This window comes from Psychroserpens jangbogonensis (assembly GCF_000797465.1).
GTDB classification, from domain to species: domain Bacteria; phylum Bacteroidota; class Bacteroidia; order Flavobacteriales; family Flavobacteriaceae; genus Psychroserpens; species Psychroserpens jangbogonensis.
Window position 1 is genome coordinate 1 of the sequence record NZ_JSWG01000016.1, and the last position, 19,971, is coordinate 19,971.

Below are 19,971 nucleotides of genomic sequence, written 5' to 3' on the forward strand. Positions count from 1 at the left end.
GATATCATCAATAATTACATTCTGTGTCTGTGTACTTGTATTTCCGTTTCCATCATCATAAGTCCAAGTCACAACTGTTGTTGTTCCTTCTCCTGATATTGGTAAACTTGCATTGTTTGTTACGATTACTGTTCCGCCACAATTATCTGTCGCTGTTGGTGCTGTTAAACTACTCACCCCACATTCTGCCGTAACATTGGATAAACTTGCTACATCTGCAACAGGTGCAGTGATATCATCAATAATTACATTTTGTGTTTGTGTACTTGTATTTCCGTTTCCATCATCATAAGTCCAAGTCACAACTGTTGTTGTTCCTTCTCCTGATATTGGTAAACTTGCATTATTCGTTACTAAAACTGTTCCGCCACAATTATCTGTCGCTGTTGGTGCCGTTAAACTACTCACCTCACATTCTGCAGTAACATTGGATAAACTTGCTACATCTGCAACTGGCGCTAAATTATCTTGAATTGTTACTATTGCTGTACAGGTATCTGTTTGGCCTAAAGTATCAGTTACTGTTAGCACTACATTATTTAGTCCAATATCACTACATGAAAAACCTGTAACAGAAGCAGCGATCGAGGCAATTCCAAAATCGTCTGTAGAATTATTATTAATATCGTTACCTGTAATACTAGCATTACCTAAGGCATCTAACTGAACAATAATATTTTGACAATTAGCATTTGGAGGATTATCTACTCTAAACGTAGCTTTATAATTTGCACCACTATTACTAATAAAGTATGTGTTATTTGCGATATTATCGCCATCGTAGTCAGAATCTGACCTGGTATAAATTTCAAGTATATAATCTCCCGAAGCTAATCCATTTAAGACATCAATATTTGCGCCTGAAGATTCCCATGTTTGATCAAGACTTGTACCTGTACAAAAATTAGAAGTTCCATCATCAGAATTGAATAGTATTTCCGAAGCAGTAAAAGAAGGCGGAGTATTTCCCGATAAATAAACCCTATAATCAATAAAACTATTTAGGATATTATGCGTACCACATTTATAGGTTTGATTTTGTGCACCATTTAGAAATAAGCTATTAGTTGTAATGAATGTTCCTAAACTCGCTCCATCAAAATTTGGATTACCTGTATCAACGTTTAAATCATAGAATGTATTTCCACTGCCATTGACATCTAAAATAGCATAACTTTCATAGATATCAGACTGTGAAAACGAATAATTAGGTATTAAACATAATACAACTAAGTATTTTAAAAAATAGAACTTATTCATTGTTTTGAGTTAATGTTACAGCTTTACCTACCTGAGGGGAAATAGTGTAATACTTTAACTGTTTTTCAATGAGGGAGACACAAAAATACTGATACTCTTATGGTTAGGACTATTTACTCGTCAAACTACAGTAATACTCTTCATCTTCAGGTATTATGCTTTTTTTTGTCAAAAACTCCGATAAACAACTAATTATCAGCAGGTATAATAATTATTAGTCATTTTAGAAATTAGCTGTAATTAAGACTACACTTCGTCGAACATAAATGCGTCTTAACAATTGTATTCTAAACGTATTGATAATCAGTACTCTTTTATTTATATTCGTATCAACTAACTAACTAAACTATATGTTTAAAGCTGTATTATTTGATATGGATGGTGTTATTGTTGACACTGAACCACTTCACCATAGTGCGTATCACCAAATGTTTAATGATGTTAATATTGATGTATCTGATGATTTGTACGCATCATTTACAGGGCAATCAACTTTTTCTATTTGTGAGCAGTTAGTATCTCATTTTAATTTACCTCTTAGTCCTCATACGCTTGTTGATATAAAACGTGACCGTTTTAAATATTTATTTGATAATGACAAAAGCTTGGCTTTGATTGATGGTGTTCTTGAGATTATTAAAGATTATCATTCTAATGGAATGACACTTGTTATAGCATCTTCGGCGTCAATGGATAATATCAATCGCATTTTTAAACGCTTTGATTTAGACCAATTTTTTAAGGCAAAGATTAGCGGTGCCGATTTAGAAGCTTCAAAACCTCATCCTGAAATTTTCATTAAAGCTGCTGAATTAGCAGAACACGAACCAAATGAATGTTTTGTAATTGAAGACTCCAGTAATGGCGTTATTGCTGCAAAAGCTGCAGAAATATATTGCATAGCTTTTGATAGTCCTCATTCCGTAGGTCAAGATTATTCTAAAGCGGATACTATTATTGAAAGTTTTAGTGAGATTAGTTACACTAATTTAGAAGGTCTTCTGAGTGAAGTAAACTAGTACTTTTACTTATTTCTAAGTAAAGCATTCTGCTCTTCCATTAATTCAGTAAGATGTGACAGTAACTCAATATCCTTTGGAGTTGCCACTATTTCATTTTTAGGGTCCTGAGCTTTATCTCTCAATCTGTTCATTCCTTTTACAACCAAAAAGACTGTGAGTCCGATTATAATAAAGTCTAAGAATGTTTCAAATAAGACACCATATTCAATAGCAACTTCTTGAACTGTGATTTCGCCATTTGAATTTGAAATAGCATCTCTAATCACATATTTTTTATCCTGATAATTAAGTCCATTAGTCATTAATGATAAAGGTGGCATGAATACTTTTTTTACCAATACATCAATCACTTTATTAAAGGCAGCACCAACAATGATACCAATGGCCATATCCATCATGTTACCTTTAACTGCAAACTCTTTGAATTCCTTAAAAAACTTCATCTGATTCTATTTTGAATTATAAAAAATCAAAGGTATTTCAATTGAGTTATAAATACAAAAGTCTTGAAATGATTCGTTAAGTAAACAAGGATTTATTTCTGCTCTTATTTCTTATAAAACTTGACGTACTTTCTATATGCTAAAATGCCAAGAAGTGCAACAGCGATTAGTATACCAGCAATATACTGATAACTTAAAATTTGCTGTCCAGATTGATACGAGTGTAATCCAGAAAGGTAAAAGTTAACACCAAAGTATGTGAAAACAATAAATGCAATACCTATTATAGACCCAAAGTTAAATCCGAAACGTCCTCTAAAACCAGGAATTAATCTCATGTGCAAAATAAATGCATACGCCATAATACTAATAAGTGCCCAAGTTTCTTTAGGATCCCAACCCCAATATCTTCCCCAACTTTCGTTCGCCCACATACCTCCTAAGAAGTTTCCAATGGTTAGCATAACAAGACCAACAGTTAAAGACATTTCGTTGATAATAGTTAACTCCTGAATGTTGAGTAACATTTTTTGCTTATTCTTTTCTGTCGTAAAAATCATCAAAAGTAGAACCGTTACTCCTAACACCATACCTAAAGTGAATGGTCCATAACTTGCTACAATAACCGCAACATGAATCATTAGCCAATAGCTATCAAGAACAGGCTGTAAATTTGCTATTGCAGGATCCATCCAACTCATATGTGCTACCATTAACAGCATAGATGTTACAAAAGCGGTAGCAGCAATAGTTAGCAAACTTTTTCTTCCGAAGGCCAATCCAAAAAACATAGTTGCCCAAGCCACATAAATCATAGATTCATAAGCGTCACTCCAAGGTGCATGACCAGAAATATACCAACGTGCAATTAGTCCTCCTGTATGAACCAAAAACAAACCTAAGATCACAAAGCCAAGTACCTTAACAGTGATGTCTACAATTTTATTTTTGTCTTTAAATATTTGAACAATAAGCAATACAAACAATAAGGCTCCTGCATATAAATACCAGGTAAACAATTTCTTGAAAATATCGTATTTGTTATATAGAATCTCGGTTTTCACTCGGTCTTCTGAGATCATTACTTCACTACCTAATTTCTGCTGGTTCTTTTTAAAACCTCCTAAAAGTTTATTTGCTGTAGTATAATCTCCCGTTTGTTTAGCTTTATATAACTCGGAAAGATAATAGCCGAAACTGTTTTCAATAAACTTCCCGTAAATGGCATCATTTACTTTATCTTCATACTGCTCTCTGTATTCAATGGGAGAAATCCAAGTGCTTTTCTCATCTCCTGGTATTGGGAAAATTTTTAATGAACGACCTTCAATAGTATTAAATAATAAACTAATACGTTGATCTGTTTCTTTAAATTCTTTTTGAAAACCAGTTAGAACTTGACTTTTATAAGCATTTTCTAAGTAAGGAGCTAGTTTGTAACTTCCATCTTCTTCTAAGAAATCTGTAAGTGCTACATATTTTTCACTTTCATCAACACCAATTATATGTCTAATGGAATCTCCTTTTCGTTTTGCTAAATATATTATAGGAACATTATACCAAAATAAAGGGCTTTCCTGCATGGACAACATGACTTGGTTGGGATCAAATTCTTCGTAGTGATCCATTTTACTCACCTTTCGTAAGACTTCAGAGCCATAAGTATTCATTGGCATCATTCGTCCACTATAATCTTGAATAACCAATTCGCCAAACACATCAGAATGTGATTTGGGTGTGATATTAGCTCTAATTACTGAATCAATTTGAACTTTTGTAGGCTTAACAATTTTAACCTCACTTCCATGATCATGACCATCATCTGCTGTGTGTTCTTGGGAAAAACCTGTAAGTCCAAGACATAAAAATACGATAGTGACTAACTTAGATTTTTTCGCTTTTACTTTATCTAACATACGCTTCAAATCTGCAAATCGAGTTCCTTTATCAAAAAGAATAGCCATAAGTCCGAAATACAATAACATATATCCTAAGTAAGTAATCCAAGTTCCCCATTGATCATGATTTACAGAAAGCTTAGTACCTTTTAGATCTTGATCAAAACTGGCTTGAAAAAATCGATATCCTTTATGATCCAAAATGTTATTCATAAAGATATGGTAATCAAAATCACCATGTTCTTCATCAACTACAGTCACAAGACTTTCAAAAGCTGAAAAGCTATCTTCTGTACCAGGATAGACGTCAGCATTAAAATCGTTCAACTTTATACTAAATGGCAATTCTTTAACCATTGCACCATATTTAACAGCTACATTCAAACCTCCAACATTCACTTGTTCAAATTGACCGTTGATGTATTGTCCTCCTAAAAGATTAACACGCTTAGACTCTCCATTAGCAGTAACATTTATAACTACACCATCTTCGCTTCCTCTTAACATTTGAGAACGCTTAACAACTTCAAATTGACCCTTTACCACAGGTTTTGGGAACACCATTGATAAGTTTGCTATTTGATATCTAGATCGCAAAAACAAAGGTTGTAATGAATCTTTAACCAATTTACCAGTAGCTCTTGTTGCCATTGTCATATAATCACCTTCAAATGGTGAATCAATAAAAACACCATTATCATCATCTGTTGTGATATTGATAGCTCCTTTTTTATGATTATTAAGCGTAAAAACTAAATTATGAATGAGTTGGTCTTCACCATCTTTTAAATAGTGATTATGAGGTTCACCTCCTGAAGATTCTACAATTTTCAAATAAGATTCTCCAATATCATCGGGAACTACATCGATCTCAGCTCCTTTGATAAATTTTTCTACAACCAAGGTCACAGGAGTTCCATTATAGTCTCTTGTGATTTCTAAATTATTACTTAATCGTTCTGAAAAATCAACACGTTCATTAATGACCTTACGTTGCGCTTTTCCTTCAACGACATAATCACCATCAATATAAGCTGTAACAAAAATATCCCTTGTTAGAAAGCTATTTGTAGTTTCTCCTTCTCGGATTGGCATCCATCCTTCATATCCTATATAACGTGTAATTCCAGCTCCAATAAAAATAAAGATGAAAGCTAAATGCAAAGTTAATGTTGCCCATTTCTTCTTTTTATAAAGTCTATATCTAAAAAGATTTCCTATAAAATTAACTGTAAACAATACCATGATTAATTCAAACCACCATGCATTATAAATCCAGTATCTCGTGTAAGGTGTTGGTGACGTTTCTTGACTAGCATCTAGAAAGGTACCTGTAATCATTGCTACTGCAAAAACTATAAATAAAATACCAGTTAGACGTGTTGAGAAAAGAATATTGGCAATTTTTTTTCGCATAGCTTTCGTTTGAATTTTTCCGTAACTTTTTTAGCTGTGCAAAGGTAACCATTTTAGTTTATTTACCTTCAAAGAAATGCATCCAAAAATGTGTTAAAAAGATAAGATTGAGTTATTTCTGTCTTGCTTCAAAAATCTTTAAATACATAAAAGTGCCCATTTTTCGAGCTCTTCGTTTTGCATTTTCAACTACGTCACCTTCAAATAACTCATCTAGTGTTTGGTACCATAGATTAAGCCAAATACCAAAATGCAGCTCTGTTATTGAATGATTATAATTTTTATCGACTTTAACATGAGCTTCAAGCGGATTTCCGTAATATTTCTGTTCGAGTTTTTTCGTCATAAATAAACTAGTCTCCCAAAAAGTTGTAAGATGATTTAAATGCTGGTCCCAATGTTTAATTGTATCATTAAAAAAAGGTCCTAAAACATCATCTTGTCTCACTTTTTTATAAAACTCTGAAACCAATAAGGCTATATCTTCTCTATTTTGAATGTCTTGTTTCATTATTTGTAAAGTTAATTGTTTAAAACTAAACAGGAAATCAAAATAACTTAATTTGTATTTCGCAATTCTATTGTATTTTAGCGGTATGATTTCAGTAATAATCTTAGGAGCTGGCAATGTTGCCACGCATTTATACAAAGCCTTTAAGGCATCAGAAAATGTTTCTGTCAAGCAATGGTATAACAGAAGTTTAAAAACAATCGAAACCTATAAAAACGAAGTTGAAATTACAGATGACCTGTCTGAGCTAATTGAGGCTGATGTCTATATTTTTTCTGTTAGTGATGATGCTGTTACTAAATTATCTTCTCAATTACCTTTCGAGAATCGATTTGTTGTTCATACTTCTGGAAGCGTAAGTGCTTATGATATCGATAAAAAAAATAGACGTGGTGTTTTTTATCCTTTACAAACGTTTTCAAAAGCTGCACCAATTGATTTTTCTGAAGTTCCTCTTTGTATAGAAACATTAAGAAGAACAGATTACCCACTATTGAAAAGCCTTGCGGATAGTATTTCTGATCATGCCAAACGTGTTAATAGTGATCAACGTGCTTCTTTACATTTAGCGGCTGTTTTTGTGAATAATTTTACAAATCAGATCTATAGAGTTGCTCAAGAAATCACGGAATCACAAGGAGCAGAATTTGATATGCTGAAACCTCTAATTCTAGAAACTGCAAAAAAAGTTCATCACATGTCACCTTACAAAGCGCAAACTGGACCAGCGAAACGCAATGATAAGAAAACCATAAAAAAACATTTGAAAGCATTAGATAACGAGCATCACGAAGCCATTTATAAATTGCTAACAGAATCAATTAAAAAAACTCATGGAAGATAAAAGCTATAAAGAATACCTAAATAACATCGACACATTCATTTTTGATGTAGATGGTGTACTCACTGACGGTACAGTTACCATTATGACAAATGGTGATATGCTTAGACGCATGAATATTAAAGATGGCTATGCTCTTAAAACTGCTGTCGATGCTGGTTTTAATGTTTGCATTATTTCTGGTGGAAGTAATTTAGGCGTTCAAAAGCGTTTAGAAGGTTTGGGTATTAAAGATATTTATCTTGGTGCGCATAATAAAATAGATCAGCTTAACGAGTATATAGAAAACAAGAATTTAAAACTAGAGAACATTTTATACATGGGAGACGACATTCCTGATGTTCCTGTTATGAGAATCGTTGGTTTACCTACTTGCCCACAAGATGCTGTTTACGAAATCAAATCTATAAGTAAATACATATCTCATAAAGATGGCGGCAAAGGTGCTGTTAGAGATGTAATTGAACAAGTCATGAGAGTTCAAGACAGATGGGATGGTAATTTTGATGCCAAATATGACTAGTATTAAGAATAAATAAACCTATAAAACTAACTATCCTTGCATATTTTAAATCTAATTCGGTACAAGAACTTATTACTAATTGTTCTGGTTCAACTATTAATTCGATTTGCTTTATTTGAGCCTTTTCAAATTGATATGAAGCTAAATTTGTTTGGCTATTCTCTTTTAATTTTAGCAACTATTTGTATTGCAGCAGCTGGAAATATAATTAATGACATTTACGATATTGAAACTGATTTAGTAAACAAACCTAACAAAGTAATTGTAGATAAATCCATTTCAGAAAAAAGTGCCTTTAATCTTTATATAGTTTTAAACATAATTGGCGTCGGTCTCGGTTTTTATTTGTCGCATAGCGTTGGCAAAAGTGCTTTCTTTCCCATCTTTGTAATTATCTCTGCAACTTTGTATGTATATGCCTCCTATTTAAAACAAACTCCTCTAATTGGTAATGTTGTCATTTCTTTTTTAGTAGCGTTGAGCATTCTAATTGTTGGAGTTTTTGATCTAATTCCGGCCATTACGGAAAGCAACAAAACAACCCAAATCACATTTTTTAAGATCTTAGTTGATTACGCTGTATTCGCATTCATAATTAATTTAGTTCGCGAAATGATAAAAGATATTGAAGACATAGATGGCGATTATAATGCTCAAATGAATACACTTCCTATCGCTATTGGACGTGAACGTGCAAAATACATCGCTTTTGTAGTTAGTTTATTTCCAATTGCTGCAGTTGTTTACTTTATAGTAACATACTTGTATATGCAACAATTAGCAATTGGCTATTTTCTTGTTTTTATTCTTGCTCCTTTACTCTATGGGACTATTAAAATATATAGCGCAACGACAAAAAGCAATTTTAATCATATTAGTACTGTGTACAAAATTGTAATGCTATTAGGAATGCTATCTTTGTTACTATATCCTTTTATTTTGAAATAATTATAGTTCATGTTAAGCGACAAACTAAAAAACTACAATATTATTTTGGCTTCTAGTTCACCAAGAAGGCAACAGTTTTTTAAAGATTTGGATCTTGATTTTGAAGTTAGATTAAAACCTGTTGACGAAGAATACCCAAATCGATTAATCCATTTTGAAATTAGCGATTATTTATCACAGTTAAAATCACTTCCTTTTAAAGACGAACTGAAACCAAATGATATTCTTATTACAAGTGATACTATTGTTTGGAATGATAATAAAGCGCTTGGTAAACCAACATGCAAAAAGGATGCTTTTAACATGTTACAATCCATGAGTAATAAACCTCATGAAGTTATTACCTCTGTTTGTTTTACAACAGCATCTTCTCAAAAAACAGTAAATTCAATTACTAAAGTCACCTTTAAAGCGCTTACAGAAAACGAAATTAATTACTATATAGACAACTTCGAACCCTTTGATAAAGCTGGTGCTTATGGTATTCAAGAATGGATTGGCCATATCGGAATTACAACCATAGAAGGTTCTTATTTTAATGTTGTTGGCTTACCCACACATTTAGTGTATAAAACGTTAAACAACATGGTTTAGTTATTATTCATTCGTATTTTTAATGAAGATTAATTAGTAATTTTATATAGAAAATGCATCACTTTAAATACTTCATTTTAGCTCTTACTTTCGGAGTTTTAGTTTCCTGTAAAGACCAAGAACCTCAGCAAGCAATGCATGTTGAAACAACTTCAAAAACCAAAGAAATAAATACCTTAAAGAAAGATGCCTTTGCTCCATCATCAGAATTTAAATCGTACTGGTATGCTGGAAAAGCAGAAATCACTTCATACAAATTAGAACAAGCACGATATGGTGAAATGCGAGATGGCACAGCCGTTTTAGTTTTTGTTACTGAAGATTTCCTTCCAAAAGAACAAGTTAAAGCCGATAATTATAACAAAGCAAACACTGCTGTCTTAAAATTGAATGCTACTAAAGATTTCAATACTGGTATTTATCCGTATTCTATTATGCAGTCTACATTTTATCCAGTAGATAATAACAGACATGCTCTAAAAATTACCTGTTCTGTTCAAGAATGGTGTGGGCATGTATACAGTCAATTAAATAATAGAAGTCAGTTTGAAGTTGAATCATATTCTTATTTTGAAAGTGAAGGTGATCAAGATTACAAACTTGATAAAGCAATTTTAGAAAACGAATTATGGACACAGTTGCGTGTTGATCCAACTTCTCTTCCAACAGGTACAATTGAAGTCATTCCATCTTTTGAGTTCATAAGACTTAAACATATTGAATTAAAGCCTTACAAAGCGCAAGTTGAGCTTACTCAAAGCTCTTATAAGATTACTTATCCTGAATTAAGCAGGACACTCACAATTAATTTTAATTCAAACTTCCCTTATGATATTTCAAGTTGGGAAGACACGTATAAAGATGGTTATGGAGCAAATGCAAAAATCTTAACAACAAATGCTACACGACTTAAAACTATAAATTCTGACTATTGGTCTAAAAATAGTAATGCAGATGAAGTTTTAAGAGAAACACTACTGTTGGACTAATTCTAACTTATCTTAGTATTTACAAATGAAAAAATCCTTGAAGCTTAATACCTCAAGGATTTAATATCTATAATTATATTATTTCGTTTATAAAACTGCTTTCGCTTTTCTATCTGGAACTATTGAAGATGTATCATATCCAGAAAACTTCTTCATATAGTGCTTTACAGTAGAACCATAAGCATCTGAAAAATTCTGATTACCATAACTTCTTAAGAACTTCTTTACACTTCCTGGACCAGCTAAATGTGCTGCCGCCAAAATGCCGGACTCTGTTACTAATACACCATTAATTTTCTTTCCGTCGAAACGTTTGATGTCCTTTCTAAGAATCCACTTGTTACGTTCTGCATTTGCAAGAAACGCTTTTTCCTGTAATTCAGGATTGTACAAGAATTTATTCGGGTTATAGATTCCAATTAGCTTTAAAGTTTCAGCACCAAACTGATACTTTCCTAAGTAGCCTAAAGTATTTACAGAAAAATAATTTCCTCTAGATTCTTTAAAAGCAACTGCTTCTTTAAAGCCAGTATATGATTTTCCTAAATAAGGAAAATAAGAATGCTTTTTTTGGAATGGATTCGATAAATGAGTATCTGTTGCTTCAGAAGTTGAAGCCACCTCATGTTGAACTGTGAAGTCCAATTCTAATCCTTGAGTCGAGTACATAGCGACATCTAGAGAAGGGCTCGGTTTTAGTGCCATAAACATAACACTACAAATGGCTAGAGGGATAGCAAAATAATTACTGATTTTTTTCATCATAATTGCTAACTTTATATATGGTGACAATTAGTTGCAAAATCACCCTATAATTTCAGCATGCAAATATAAGCCTTTTTTTAAATTATTGAAAATAAGCTGTTAAACTGTTGTTAAAAGTAGATGTAATGGAACTTCACCCCCTTTTTATCGTTGAACTCCAAGGTGGGAAAAGGGACTTTAATCATGTTAAAAACGTCAAACAACGATCGCAACAACCTAGAATTTGTCTTGATTTTCGACAAATCCACGTCTAAACTGAAGTAAAATTGACGCTGTCTATTCTGACTTATAAATAAGTTATCAACGTTTTCATTTTTTCCGGTTAGCATTCCGTCTGCTCCATAGCCAAAAGCAACGTTTAACCACTTCGGAAGTTTACTAGATTTAACGAAAGAATTTACGTTTGCGCTCAGCCAATACGTCTGACCATTATAATCTTTTAGGAATTCTTCCTTAAAACCATCTCCTAGTTTATCAGGACGTTGAGAAGCATATCTGGTTTGATGAAAGGAATATTTTAAAAGAATACGTTGTTCTTGCCAAAGCAACTCTTGTCCAACATACAATCCAGTTCCTGCTGCATTTGCGGCCATATCAGACCATGAAAATCCCCATTCTGCACTATAACCATCTAATACTTCAACAGCTGTGAGAAACGTGAAACCCAAAGTTGCTCCATATATTAATTGATCTTTTTTAGCAACACCACTCCAACTCAATACATCCGCTCCAATCTTTCCTAATTGATATGCTGAAAACGCATGACCTAGTTTATCCATCTGAAGCCACTCATCAGAATCATTAATGGTATGAAATTTTGAACGTGGATAATCAGCATACCATAATTGATCCAAACCAAGTAATGTCAATGTACCTAAAGATACTTCAGTAAGTACAACCGCATTTCTTCGTGATGTATTTAAGGTATCACTAGGTTTTAGAAACGTATCAAGTTTAGATTGAGAAAAGGAGAAAACCGATACTAATAAAAGAAGACATGTATATAACCTACGGCACTTCACTCCTATCTATTTATCCCTTGAGAAGACAAATATCTTTGGTATTCTCTGGCATTTACATTGTGCTGTGATAATGTTTTAGCAAACTTATGAAACCCAGGTTTCTTAGCATTCGCAGCAAAATATAAGTACTTATGCTTTTCGAAGTTAAGTACGGCATCAATAGCAGAAATATCAGGCATAGCAATTAATCCTGGAGGTAAACCTGCATACTTATATGTGTTGTATGGAGACTCTATCTCTTTGTGGATATTAAGAACTCTCTTAATTACTGTGTTTTTATATTTAGGCAATTTATAAGCTGCAAATTTTAATGTTGGATCGGCTTGCAAGGGCATGCCAATTCTAATTCTGTTCATATATACACCAGCAATTCTTGGTTGTTCGCTAGATTGTTTCGATTCTTCATAAACAATGGATGCTAATGCCATAACCTCATCTCTTGACAAACCAATTGTTTTGGCTTTAGCATTTCTATCAGTATTCCAAAAACGATTATACTCTTTGAGCATTCTGTCTCTAAATTCCTCTCCAGATGTATTCCAAAACACTTCATAACTATTGGGAATATACATGCCTAGAGCTGTCTTTTCTGAAAACCCTCTGGAGGTTAAAAACTCAGTGTTAGTCATAGCTTCTAGCAAAGACAAACTATCAGCTTCTATTTGCTGACTTACACGTCCTGCTATTTTTTCAATAGATTCTTGATTATTAAATGAAAGCTTAATTGCTCGATTTCCGATTCGGATAGAATTGATAATATCGTTATTACTCATTCCTTTTTTAATAACGTATTTACCAGCTTTTAGATTTGTGATATATTTTTTCTGAGTTGCTAAAGCATCAAACGAATTAATATCATTTAACAAAGGTTCTAACTGCTCTCTTACGTCTTCATAAGATGCATTTGTAGCCACATAAATATAAGCTTCGTCATTATTAAAGGCTGTATTAACCTTAAACATTGCTCCATATACAAAGTATGAAAAATAAGCGGCCAATAATAAACCAATTATCGCAATAGCCCAGAGTATTTTTTTGATATACATATTATTTTAAAATTCGTTGTAAGAGATATTCATTTTTAAAAGAACCATTTATTAAATTCCAATCTTTTTTTAGACCTACGATTTCAAAACCATGATTCTTAAACAGTTTTAAACTCATTTTGTTGTCTTCGGAAACATTACAATACAATTGTTGCAAGTCCAAATGATTAGCAGAATAATCAATAAGCAACTCCAAGGCTTCTTTACCAAATCCCTTTTGTCTATTAGATTCATCTTTTATTAAGATTCCTAAACCTGCTCGTTTATTCTTAAAATCAAAATCAAATAAATCTATAAGTCCAACCGCACAATCTTCTGTGTTACAAATCACCAAACGTAATTGCTTTGCTTCATAAATGTCTTTATGAGCGTTTTCGAGGTATTGTTTGATTAAAAACTTCGAGTATGGTGAAATGGTATTACTAATTTCCCAAACCAATTGATCATTTTCAATCTCAAAAATAAAGTCTAAGTCTTCAGGCTCTAAAGCCCTTAAGTAAATATGTTTGCCTTTTAAATTAATCATTATATCTCACCTTTAAATACTTGAGTTGCTGGACCAATTAACCAAATATTCTTATAACCGTTATCTGTCTTTTGAAAAGACACCTTTAAAAGACCTCCTTGTGTTTGTAAAGTAATGGTGTTTTTTTCTGTTTCTCCAATGTAATGCATAGCCAAAGCTACTGCTGTCACTCCAGTTCCGCAAGATAAGGTTTCATCTTCAACACCTCGTTCGTAAGTTCTTACCGAAAAATTGTCATCTGAATTTTTATTTACAAAATTGACATTACTTCCTGCTTCATTATATGGACTGCCATACCTGATTTCACTTCCTTTAACCTTGATATCTAGTTGGTCCAATTGTGATTCTAATTGAACGTGATGTGGTGAGCCAGTATCTAAAAACACATGTGAATTATGATTTTCAATATCTGAAACATCTTGCATTTTCAAGCTCACAATAGCATTATCAATAGTTGCTTCATGCATACCATCAATAGCTTCAAATGTTGCCGAATCTTCAACAATCCCTAAATATTTTGCAAAAGCTGCAATACAACGCCCTCCATTTCCACACATTGAGCTTTCATTTCCATCAGCATTATAATATACCATTCTAAAATCAGCTACATCATGATTTTCTAAGAGAATCAAGCCATCAGCGCCAATACCAAAACGTCTGTCACATAAAAACGCGATTTGTTTCGTGTCCGTTTTATCAAAAACTTGCTGACGATTATCAATCATCACAAAGTCGTTTCCAGTTCCTTGGTATTTATAAAAAGTCAATTGCATATTGATGCAAATATAGGAATAATGCCAAGATAATTATAGTGTTAAATGAGCGTTAATAGTGACGTTAAAAATCGTTAAAGTTGAATTAGGAATTCAATAAATAATTAATTTTAAACGTTACCTAATTAATAAATGTTTTTAAAAATGAAAAAAATCTTAACCTTAGTATTTGTTTCAGTGTTAGGTGGAATAATCACATTATCTTCCTACAAACTGTTTTTAGAAAAAGAATCTACTTTCGCTGTCGAAACTTCAAGTGAGCAGCCCTTTTTCGTCCCAACTAATTATAAAACTAATAGTACTCATTTAACTACAAATGAACATCCTAGTTTTGTGAATGCCGCTGAAAAAACGGTTGACGCTGTGGTTCATGTTAAGAATACATCTTTAGTTTCTGCTCCTTTGAGTATGCAGGATTTATTCTTTGGAAGACAACAATCTAAGCGTGCTCAAGTAGGTACAGGAAGTGGTGTAATCATTTCTCCTGATGGATACATTATTACCAATAACCATGTCATTGCAGGCTCTGAATCTATTTCAATCACTTTAAATGACAATAAAATATATGATGCTCAACTTATTGGCACTGATGAAAAAACAGATATTGCGCTTTTAAAAGTTGATGCCGAAAACGATTTACCCTTCATAACGTTTGGAGACTCTGATGCCATGCATATTGGAGAATGGGTTTTAGCCGTTGGTAATCCGTTTAATTTAACTTCTACAGTTACGGCTGGAATTATTAGCGCAAAAGCCAGAGACTTATCGGGTAGAAATTCACAATCATTTATTCAAACTGATGCAGCAGTAAATCCAGGGAATTCTGGAGGTGCATTAGTAAATTCAAATGGCGAACTAGTTGGAATCAATACAGCTATCTCATCGCAAACAGGTTCTTATATAGGTTATTCATTTGCTGTACCTAGCAATATTGCTAGAAAGGTTGTTGAAGATATTATTGAATTTGGAAACGTTCAAAACGGAATTTTAGGGGTTTCACTTCTTAATAAAAATTCTAGAGAAGCCATTGAAAAAGGTTTAAATGAAATTAATGGTGTCTATGTAGCTGAAGTCACTGAAAAATCAGGAGCTGAAAAAGCCGGAATTAAAACTGGTGATATCATCAAAAAGATAGACAATATTGAGATCTCAAAGTTCTCGGACTTAAGTGGTTATTTAAAAACCAAACGCCCTGATGATGTTGTGAATGTTGAAATCATTAGAAATGACGAAACAAAAATTGTTCCCGTAGCACTTTCGAAAACAGATATTCTTACTGTTGATTTTATGAATATGGAATTAAAAAACCTTTCAAAAGAACGCAAGTTAGAAGACGATATTAGTTATGGTGTTGAGGTGATTAAAAATGACAACCAATGGTTAACTGAAAACCTCGGGATTTCTTCAAATTATATCATTACAGATGTCAATAATATTAAAATAGAAAGCATTGAAGATATTTCTGTATTAAAGCAGAAATTTGGTTCAAATCCTCAACAATACATAAAGAAAATTGGTCTCATCAATAAAAATGGAAAACGAGAACAATTTATTATCAGGTAAATAATTGAGATTTTCATCAAGGAAACTCATTGGAATAAGTTGATTTCAATGGGTTTTTAATTTTTATAAAAAACGTTACGAAAACGTTTGAAATATATTACTTTTGCAAACTGAAACAGAGACGTTTTTACAATTTTTATCAAATAAAATTGAGACGTTAAAACAAACAACACACTAAAATTAAAACAATGAGTTTGAACGGAACTTATGAAAACGAATTAGCTTTTCAAGCTGATCGAAGAAGAGCAACAGTAGAATTTATTAAAATTGTAAGCGACCTTTGGTACGACAAATCCATAGAATTGGTATTGTTCAGAAATCAATTGATTGACCGAAACGTTAGCGAAATTTTAAATCTTCACGAGTATGCTGGAGAATTTGTACAAAAACCAATTTCTATTTTTGATTCAGTTGAAATAGCTCAAGCTATCAAAACTTTAGATCTTCCGCCTGCTAAATTAGACATCGGAAAACTTACTTATGAATTTCATCTTGAAGATCAAAAGTATAGTAATGCTACTGGTTTTGTTGCCAACAAACTAAAAGACGCCAAGAAAAACAACAGCATTAAACCAAAAGATGTCGTGTTATATGGTTTTGGAAGGATTGGTCGTTTAGTTGCTAGAGAACTAATGACAAAAACTGGTAAAGGAAGTCAGTTACGTTTAAGAGCTATTGTGACACGTGGAACGATAGACCAAACTGTTTTAGAAAAAAGAGCTTCTTTACTAAGAAATGATTCGGTACATGGAGATTTTTCAGGAACTGTTATCGCTGATGCAAAAAACAGCGCTCTAATTATTAATGGGACAACTGTAAATATTATATCAGCTAATGCGCCAGAAGATATTGATTATACCAAATATGGCATTAACAATGCCTTAGTGATTGATAACACTGGAGCTTTTAGAGATAAGGAAGCCTTAAGCAGACATTTAAAATCAAAAGGTGTAGATAAAGTTTTATTAACTGCACCAGGAAAAGGAATACCAAATATTGTTCATGGTGTAAATCATTTAGACAATGATCCTGATAAAGTAGATATTTTCTCTGCAGCTTCTTGTACAACGAATGCAATTACCCCAATTTTAAAAGTAATTGAAGACACTTATGGTGTTATAAGTGGTCACTTAGAAACGATTCATGCGTATACTAATGATCAAAATTTAGTAGATAACTACCATAGTAAGTACAGACGTGGTCGTGCAGCTGGATTAAATATGGTAATTACCGAAACTGGAGCTGGTAGTGCTGTAACTAAAGCTTTACCTTCTTTTGAAGGAAAGTTAACCTCTAATGCTATTCGTGTTCCTGTACCAAATGGATCATTAGCTATTCTAAATTTAGATTTAGAAAAGAAAACTTCTGTAGATGCCATGAATGCTTTGATGAAAAAGTATGCACTAGAAGGTGACCTTGTTGAGCAAATAAAATATGAAATGAGTGATGAATTAGTATCTAGTGATATTGTTGGAAGCTCTGCTCCTTCAATTTACGACAGTAAAGCTACTATTGTAAGAACTAATGGTAAAAATACGATACTATATATATGGTATGATAACGAGTATGGTTATAGCCATCAAGTTATTAGATTGGCAAAATACATTGCTAAAGTAAGACGATACACATACTATTAGTAGACCAAACATCTAAAATATTTTTTAATTCGTATATACATTAGCCTCACAAATTGTGAGGCTAATTGTTTAATGATTATGTAGTAAATCTTCATAAATTTATTATATTGTTCCCTAATAATCACACTATTAATTTTACTAACCAAGATGAAATTATTTAAAACGCTATTACTTTCATTATTTGCTGCATTCTCTATAAGCGCAAATGCTCAAAGTACTCAAAATGCTGACGAAACTGATAAATTATCACTTAATAGTGGTACAATTGACAGTCAGTTTGAATATGTTTTTAGAAAATCTGGAAACTTTAAAGGCACTAAAGGCCAAAAATACGAAGCGGTAAAGCAAGCCTGGCTGCTTAAGTTAAAGGCTAACGTTTTAGATTCGCTAAAAACGACTTACCAAGAACTTGACGAAACTCAAATAGTAGTGACTACTCAAGCCAAAACTATTGACGGTTTAAATACTGAATTGGCTAATACTAAGACGGACTTAACAAATACCAATGCGGAAAAAGACAGTATAAAACTTTTTGGCATGCCAATGACTAAACCTAATTATAGTTTGGTACTATGGAGTATTGTAGGAGTATTATCTGCGTTATTATTATTCTTTATCTATAAATTTAAGAATAGTAATTCGACTACAAAACAAGCTAAGAAAACACTAGAAGAAACTGAAGAAGAATTTGAAGAACATAGACGTAATGCTTTAGAGCGTGAGCAAAAAGTAAGACGTCAATTACAAGACATGATTAATGAGCAAAAGAATGCTTAATTAATTCCCGTAATTTTATCAATTAAAATCTGTAATTTCGATTACAGATTTTTTTTATGACCATACTTCAAGCACAATTAAAAGACTTAGATACATTAGCATCATTATTTGATGGCTACCGTATGTTCTATAAACAAGAATCAAATCTTAGTGATGCAACAGCTTTTTTAAAGACACTGCTAGAACAAAAGGCTTCTGTAGTTTACATAGCATACATCAATGATAAAGCTGTCGGTTTTACACAATTATTTCCTTTATTTTCTTCGGTATCAATGCAACCTATGTATTTGCTGAATGATTTATATGTCGATTCAAATTATAGAAGTCAAGGCATCGGAGAAGCTTTAATAAACAGAGCTAAACAACTATGTAAAGACGAAAACCAAAAAGGTTTAGCCATTCAAACCGCGTTTGATAATCCTGCACAACATTTATATGAACGCCTAGGCTTTGTAAAGGATACAGATTTGCATTTGTTTTGGAAGAGCTAACTTTTACAATAAACTAGAGCTTCTTTAAACCACCTAATTCACATATCTTTGCAATCCATAAACAAAACTCATGCGAATAGACATTATAACCGTTTTACCAGAATTAATCAAGAGTCCGTTTGAGGCGTCAATACTCAAACGTGCCATTGAAGCCAATTTGGTGAGTGTACATTTTCACAATTTGCGTGACTTTGCAACAGGTGGATATAAAGCCATTGACGATACTCAATTTGGTGGTGGAGCTGGAATGGTAATGATGGTCGAACCTATTGACAAATGCATTACGCAATTACAATCTGAAAGAGATTACGACGAGATTATTTATATGACACCTGATGGTGAACGTTTAAATCAAAGCATCGCGAACCAAGTCTCAATGAAAGAAAATATTATTATTCTGTGCGGACATTATAAAGGGGTCGATCAACGTGTGCGAGATAAGTTTATGACTAGAGAAATTTCAATAGGAGATTATGTATTGTCTGGAGGCGAATTAGGAGCTGCTGTGTTGTGTGATGCGGTGATTCGATTAATTCCTGGTGTATTAGGGAATGAAACCTCTGCCCTAACCGATTCGTTTCAAGACGGATTATTGGCACCTCCTATTTATACCAAACCTAGAGAGTATGATGGCATGAAAGTACCAGAAGTATTGTTTAGTGGTAATTTTCCTGAAATCGAAAAATGGCGAGAAGAACAAGCGTATTTAAGAACAAAGGAAAGACGTCCAGATTTGTTGGATGAATAAATCGTGTTAAGGATTGCAGCATTGTTGGAGCTCCTTGAAGAGAGCGACTGCGGAAAGCCTGACGTTTTGCTTGGCTGAACTAAGCAAAATGTAACATCCAAAAAAAATTAATTAATAATTGTTCATTATCAATTATTAACTATCTTTGCACCACTTTTGGATTAACCTCTGGCGAAAA

At 32.8% G+C, this 19,971-nt stretch carries 19 protein-coding genes and 1 pseudogene; 11 read left to right on the forward strand and 9 right to left on the reverse strand.

Features of this window, described 5'->3' with window-relative positions; genetic code table 11:
* A pseudogene (locus tag RH81_RS15825) lies at positions 1-1,260 on the reverse strand (hypothetical protein); the annotation flags it as partial.
* Between the two features lie 350 nt (positions 1,261-1,610).
* On the opposite strand from RH81_RS15825, the gene RH81_RS15830 reads away from it, so the two are divergent.
* Positions 1,611-2,279, forward strand: coding sequence for an HAD family hydrolase (locus RH81_RS15830; RefSeq protein WP_033962251.1), 669 nt, complete (start codon positions 1,611-1,613; stop codon positions 2,277-2,279).
* 5 nt (positions 2,280-2,284) lie between these two features.
* Here the strand turns inward: RH81_RS15830 and mscL are convergent, their stop codons facing one another.
* The 3 genes from mscL to RH81_RS15845 form a co-directional block, all read right to left on the reverse strand.
* Positions 2,285-2,725 (reverse strand): large conductance mechanosensitive channel protein MscL, encoded by a 441-nt coding sequence (gene mscL / locus RH81_RS15835; protein WP_033962254.1) that lies wholly within the window; start codon positions 2,723-2,725, stop codon positions 2,285-2,287.
* A gap of 104 nt (positions 2,726-2,829) precedes the next feature.
* Positions 2,830-6,039, reverse strand: coding sequence for a cytochrome c biogenesis protein CcsA (locus tag RH81_RS15840; protein ID WP_033962256.1), 3,210 nt, complete (start codon positions 6,037-6,039; stop codon positions 2,830-2,832).
* Positions 6,040-6,151: 112 nt separating this feature from the next.
* Positions 6,152-6,550 (reverse strand): group III truncated hemoglobin, encoded by a 399-nt coding sequence (locus RH81_RS15845; protein WP_033962349.1) that lies wholly within the window; start codon positions 6,548-6,550, stop codon positions 6,152-6,154.
* An 85-nt stretch (positions 6,551-6,635) separates the two neighbouring features.
* Between RH81_RS15845 and RH81_RS15850 the strand changes: the two genes are divergently transcribed.
* Genes RH81_RS15850 through RH81_RS15870 form a run of 5 tightly spaced genes read left to right on the forward strand, consistent with a single transcriptional unit; the run spans position 6,636 to position 10,445 of the window.
* The gene (locus RH81_RS15850) at positions 6,636-7,394 is read left to right on the forward strand and encodes a Rossmann-like and DUF2520 domain-containing protein (RefSeq protein ID WP_033962258.1); all 759 of its coding nucleotides are present in this window, start codon (positions 6,636-6,638) and stop codon (positions 7,392-7,394) included.
* The gene (locus RH81_RS15855) at positions 7,384-7,914 is read left to right on the forward strand and encodes a KdsC family phosphatase (protein ID WP_033962262.1); all 531 of its coding nucleotides are present in this window, start codon (positions 7,384-7,386) and stop codon (positions 7,912-7,914) included. Before RH81_RS15850 ends, RH81_RS15855 begins: the two co-directional genes overlap by 11 nt.
* Positions 7,915-7,950: 36 nt before the next feature.
* Positions 7,951-8,862 (forward strand): geranylgeranylglycerol-phosphate geranylgeranyltransferase, encoded by a 912-nt coding sequence (locus tag RH81_RS15860; protein ID WP_052172603.1) that lies wholly within the window; start codon positions 7,951-7,953, stop codon positions 8,860-8,862.
* Positions 8,863-8,871: 9 nt separating this feature from the next.
* On the forward strand, positions 8,872-9,456 hold the full coding sequence (locus RH81_RS15865) for a Maf-like protein (protein WP_033962264.1): 585 nt from the start codon (positions 8,872-8,874) through the stop codon (positions 9,454-9,456).
* 53 nt (positions 9,457-9,509) lie between these two features.
* Entirely contained in the window at positions 9,510-10,445 is a 936-nt protein-coding gene (locus RH81_RS15870; RefSeq protein ID WP_033962266.1) for a hypothetical protein, read from the forward strand.
* An 87-nt stretch (positions 10,446-10,532) separates the two neighbouring features.
* Here the strand turns inward: RH81_RS15870 and RH81_RS15875 are convergent, their stop codons facing one another.
* The 5 genes from RH81_RS15875 to dapF all read right to left on the reverse strand — a co-directional run bounded on the left by RH81_RS15875 (position 10,533) and on the right by dapF (position 14,577).
* The gene (locus tag RH81_RS15875) at positions 10,533-11,210 is read right to left on the reverse strand and encodes a lysozyme family protein (RefSeq protein ID WP_033962269.1); all 678 of its coding nucleotides are present in this window, start codon (positions 11,208-11,210) and stop codon (positions 10,533-10,535) included.
* A gap of 110 nt (positions 11,211-11,320) precedes the next feature.
* On the reverse strand, positions 11,321-12,232 hold the full coding sequence (locus tag RH81_RS15880) for a DUF2279 domain-containing protein (protein ID WP_033962272.1): 912 nt from the start codon (positions 12,230-12,232) through the stop codon (positions 11,321-11,323).
* A gap of 2 nt (positions 12,233-12,234) precedes the next feature.
* Positions 12,235-13,278, reverse strand: coding sequence for an endolytic transglycosylase MltG (gene mltG / locus RH81_RS15885; RefSeq protein ID WP_033962280.1), 1,044 nt, complete (start codon positions 13,276-13,278; stop codon positions 12,235-12,237).
* A gap of 1 nt (position 13,279) precedes the next feature.
* Positions 13,280-13,804 carry a GNAT family N-acetyltransferase gene (locus tag RH81_RS15890; RefSeq protein WP_033962281.1) on the reverse strand — a complete coding sequence of 175 codons (525 nt, stop codon included), beginning with the start codon at positions 13,802-13,804 and terminating at the stop codon, positions 13,280-13,282.
* Positions 13,804-14,577: a diaminopimelate epimerase gene (gene dapF, locus RH81_RS15895; protein WP_033962296.1), complete on the reverse strand. Its 774-nt coding sequence runs from the start codon at positions 14,575-14,577 to the stop codon at positions 13,804-13,806. Before dapF ends, RH81_RS15890 begins: the two co-directional genes overlap by 1 nt.
* 144 nt (positions 14,578-14,721) lie before the next feature.
* Between dapF and RH81_RS15900 the strand changes: the two genes are divergently transcribed.
* From RH81_RS15900 to trmD, 5 genes are all read left to right on the forward strand, one after another.
* Positions 14,722-16,140 carry a S1C family serine protease gene (locus RH81_RS15900; RefSeq protein WP_033962351.1) on the forward strand — a complete coding sequence of 473 codons (1,419 nt, stop codon included), beginning with the start codon at positions 14,722-14,724 and terminating at the stop codon, positions 16,138-16,140.
* A gap of 188 nt (positions 16,141-16,328) precedes the next feature.
* The gene (locus RH81_RS15905) at positions 16,329-17,777 is read left to right on the forward strand and encodes a glyceraldehyde-3-phosphate dehydrogenase (protein WP_033962321.1); all 1,449 of its coding nucleotides are present in this window, start codon (positions 16,329-16,331) and stop codon (positions 17,775-17,777) included.
* 147 nt (positions 17,778-17,924) lie between these two features.
* Positions 17,925-18,554 (forward strand): hypothetical protein, encoded by a 630-nt coding sequence (locus RH81_RS15910; protein ID WP_033962324.1) that lies wholly within the window; start codon positions 17,925-17,927, stop codon positions 18,552-18,554.
* A gap of 56 nt (positions 18,555-18,610) precedes the next feature.
* Positions 18,611-19,045, forward strand: a complete 435-nt coding sequence (locus RH81_RS15915; protein ID WP_033962327.1) for a GNAT family N-acetyltransferase — start codon at positions 18,611-18,613, stop codon at positions 19,043-19,045.
* Between the two features lie 70 nt (positions 19,046-19,115).
* Positions 19,116-19,793, forward strand: coding sequence for a tRNA (guanosine(37)-N1)-methyltransferase TrmD (gene trmD, locus RH81_RS15920; RefSeq protein ID WP_033962330.1), 678 nt, complete (start codon positions 19,116-19,118; stop codon positions 19,791-19,793).
* Positions 19,794-19,971 lie beyond the last annotated feature (178 nt).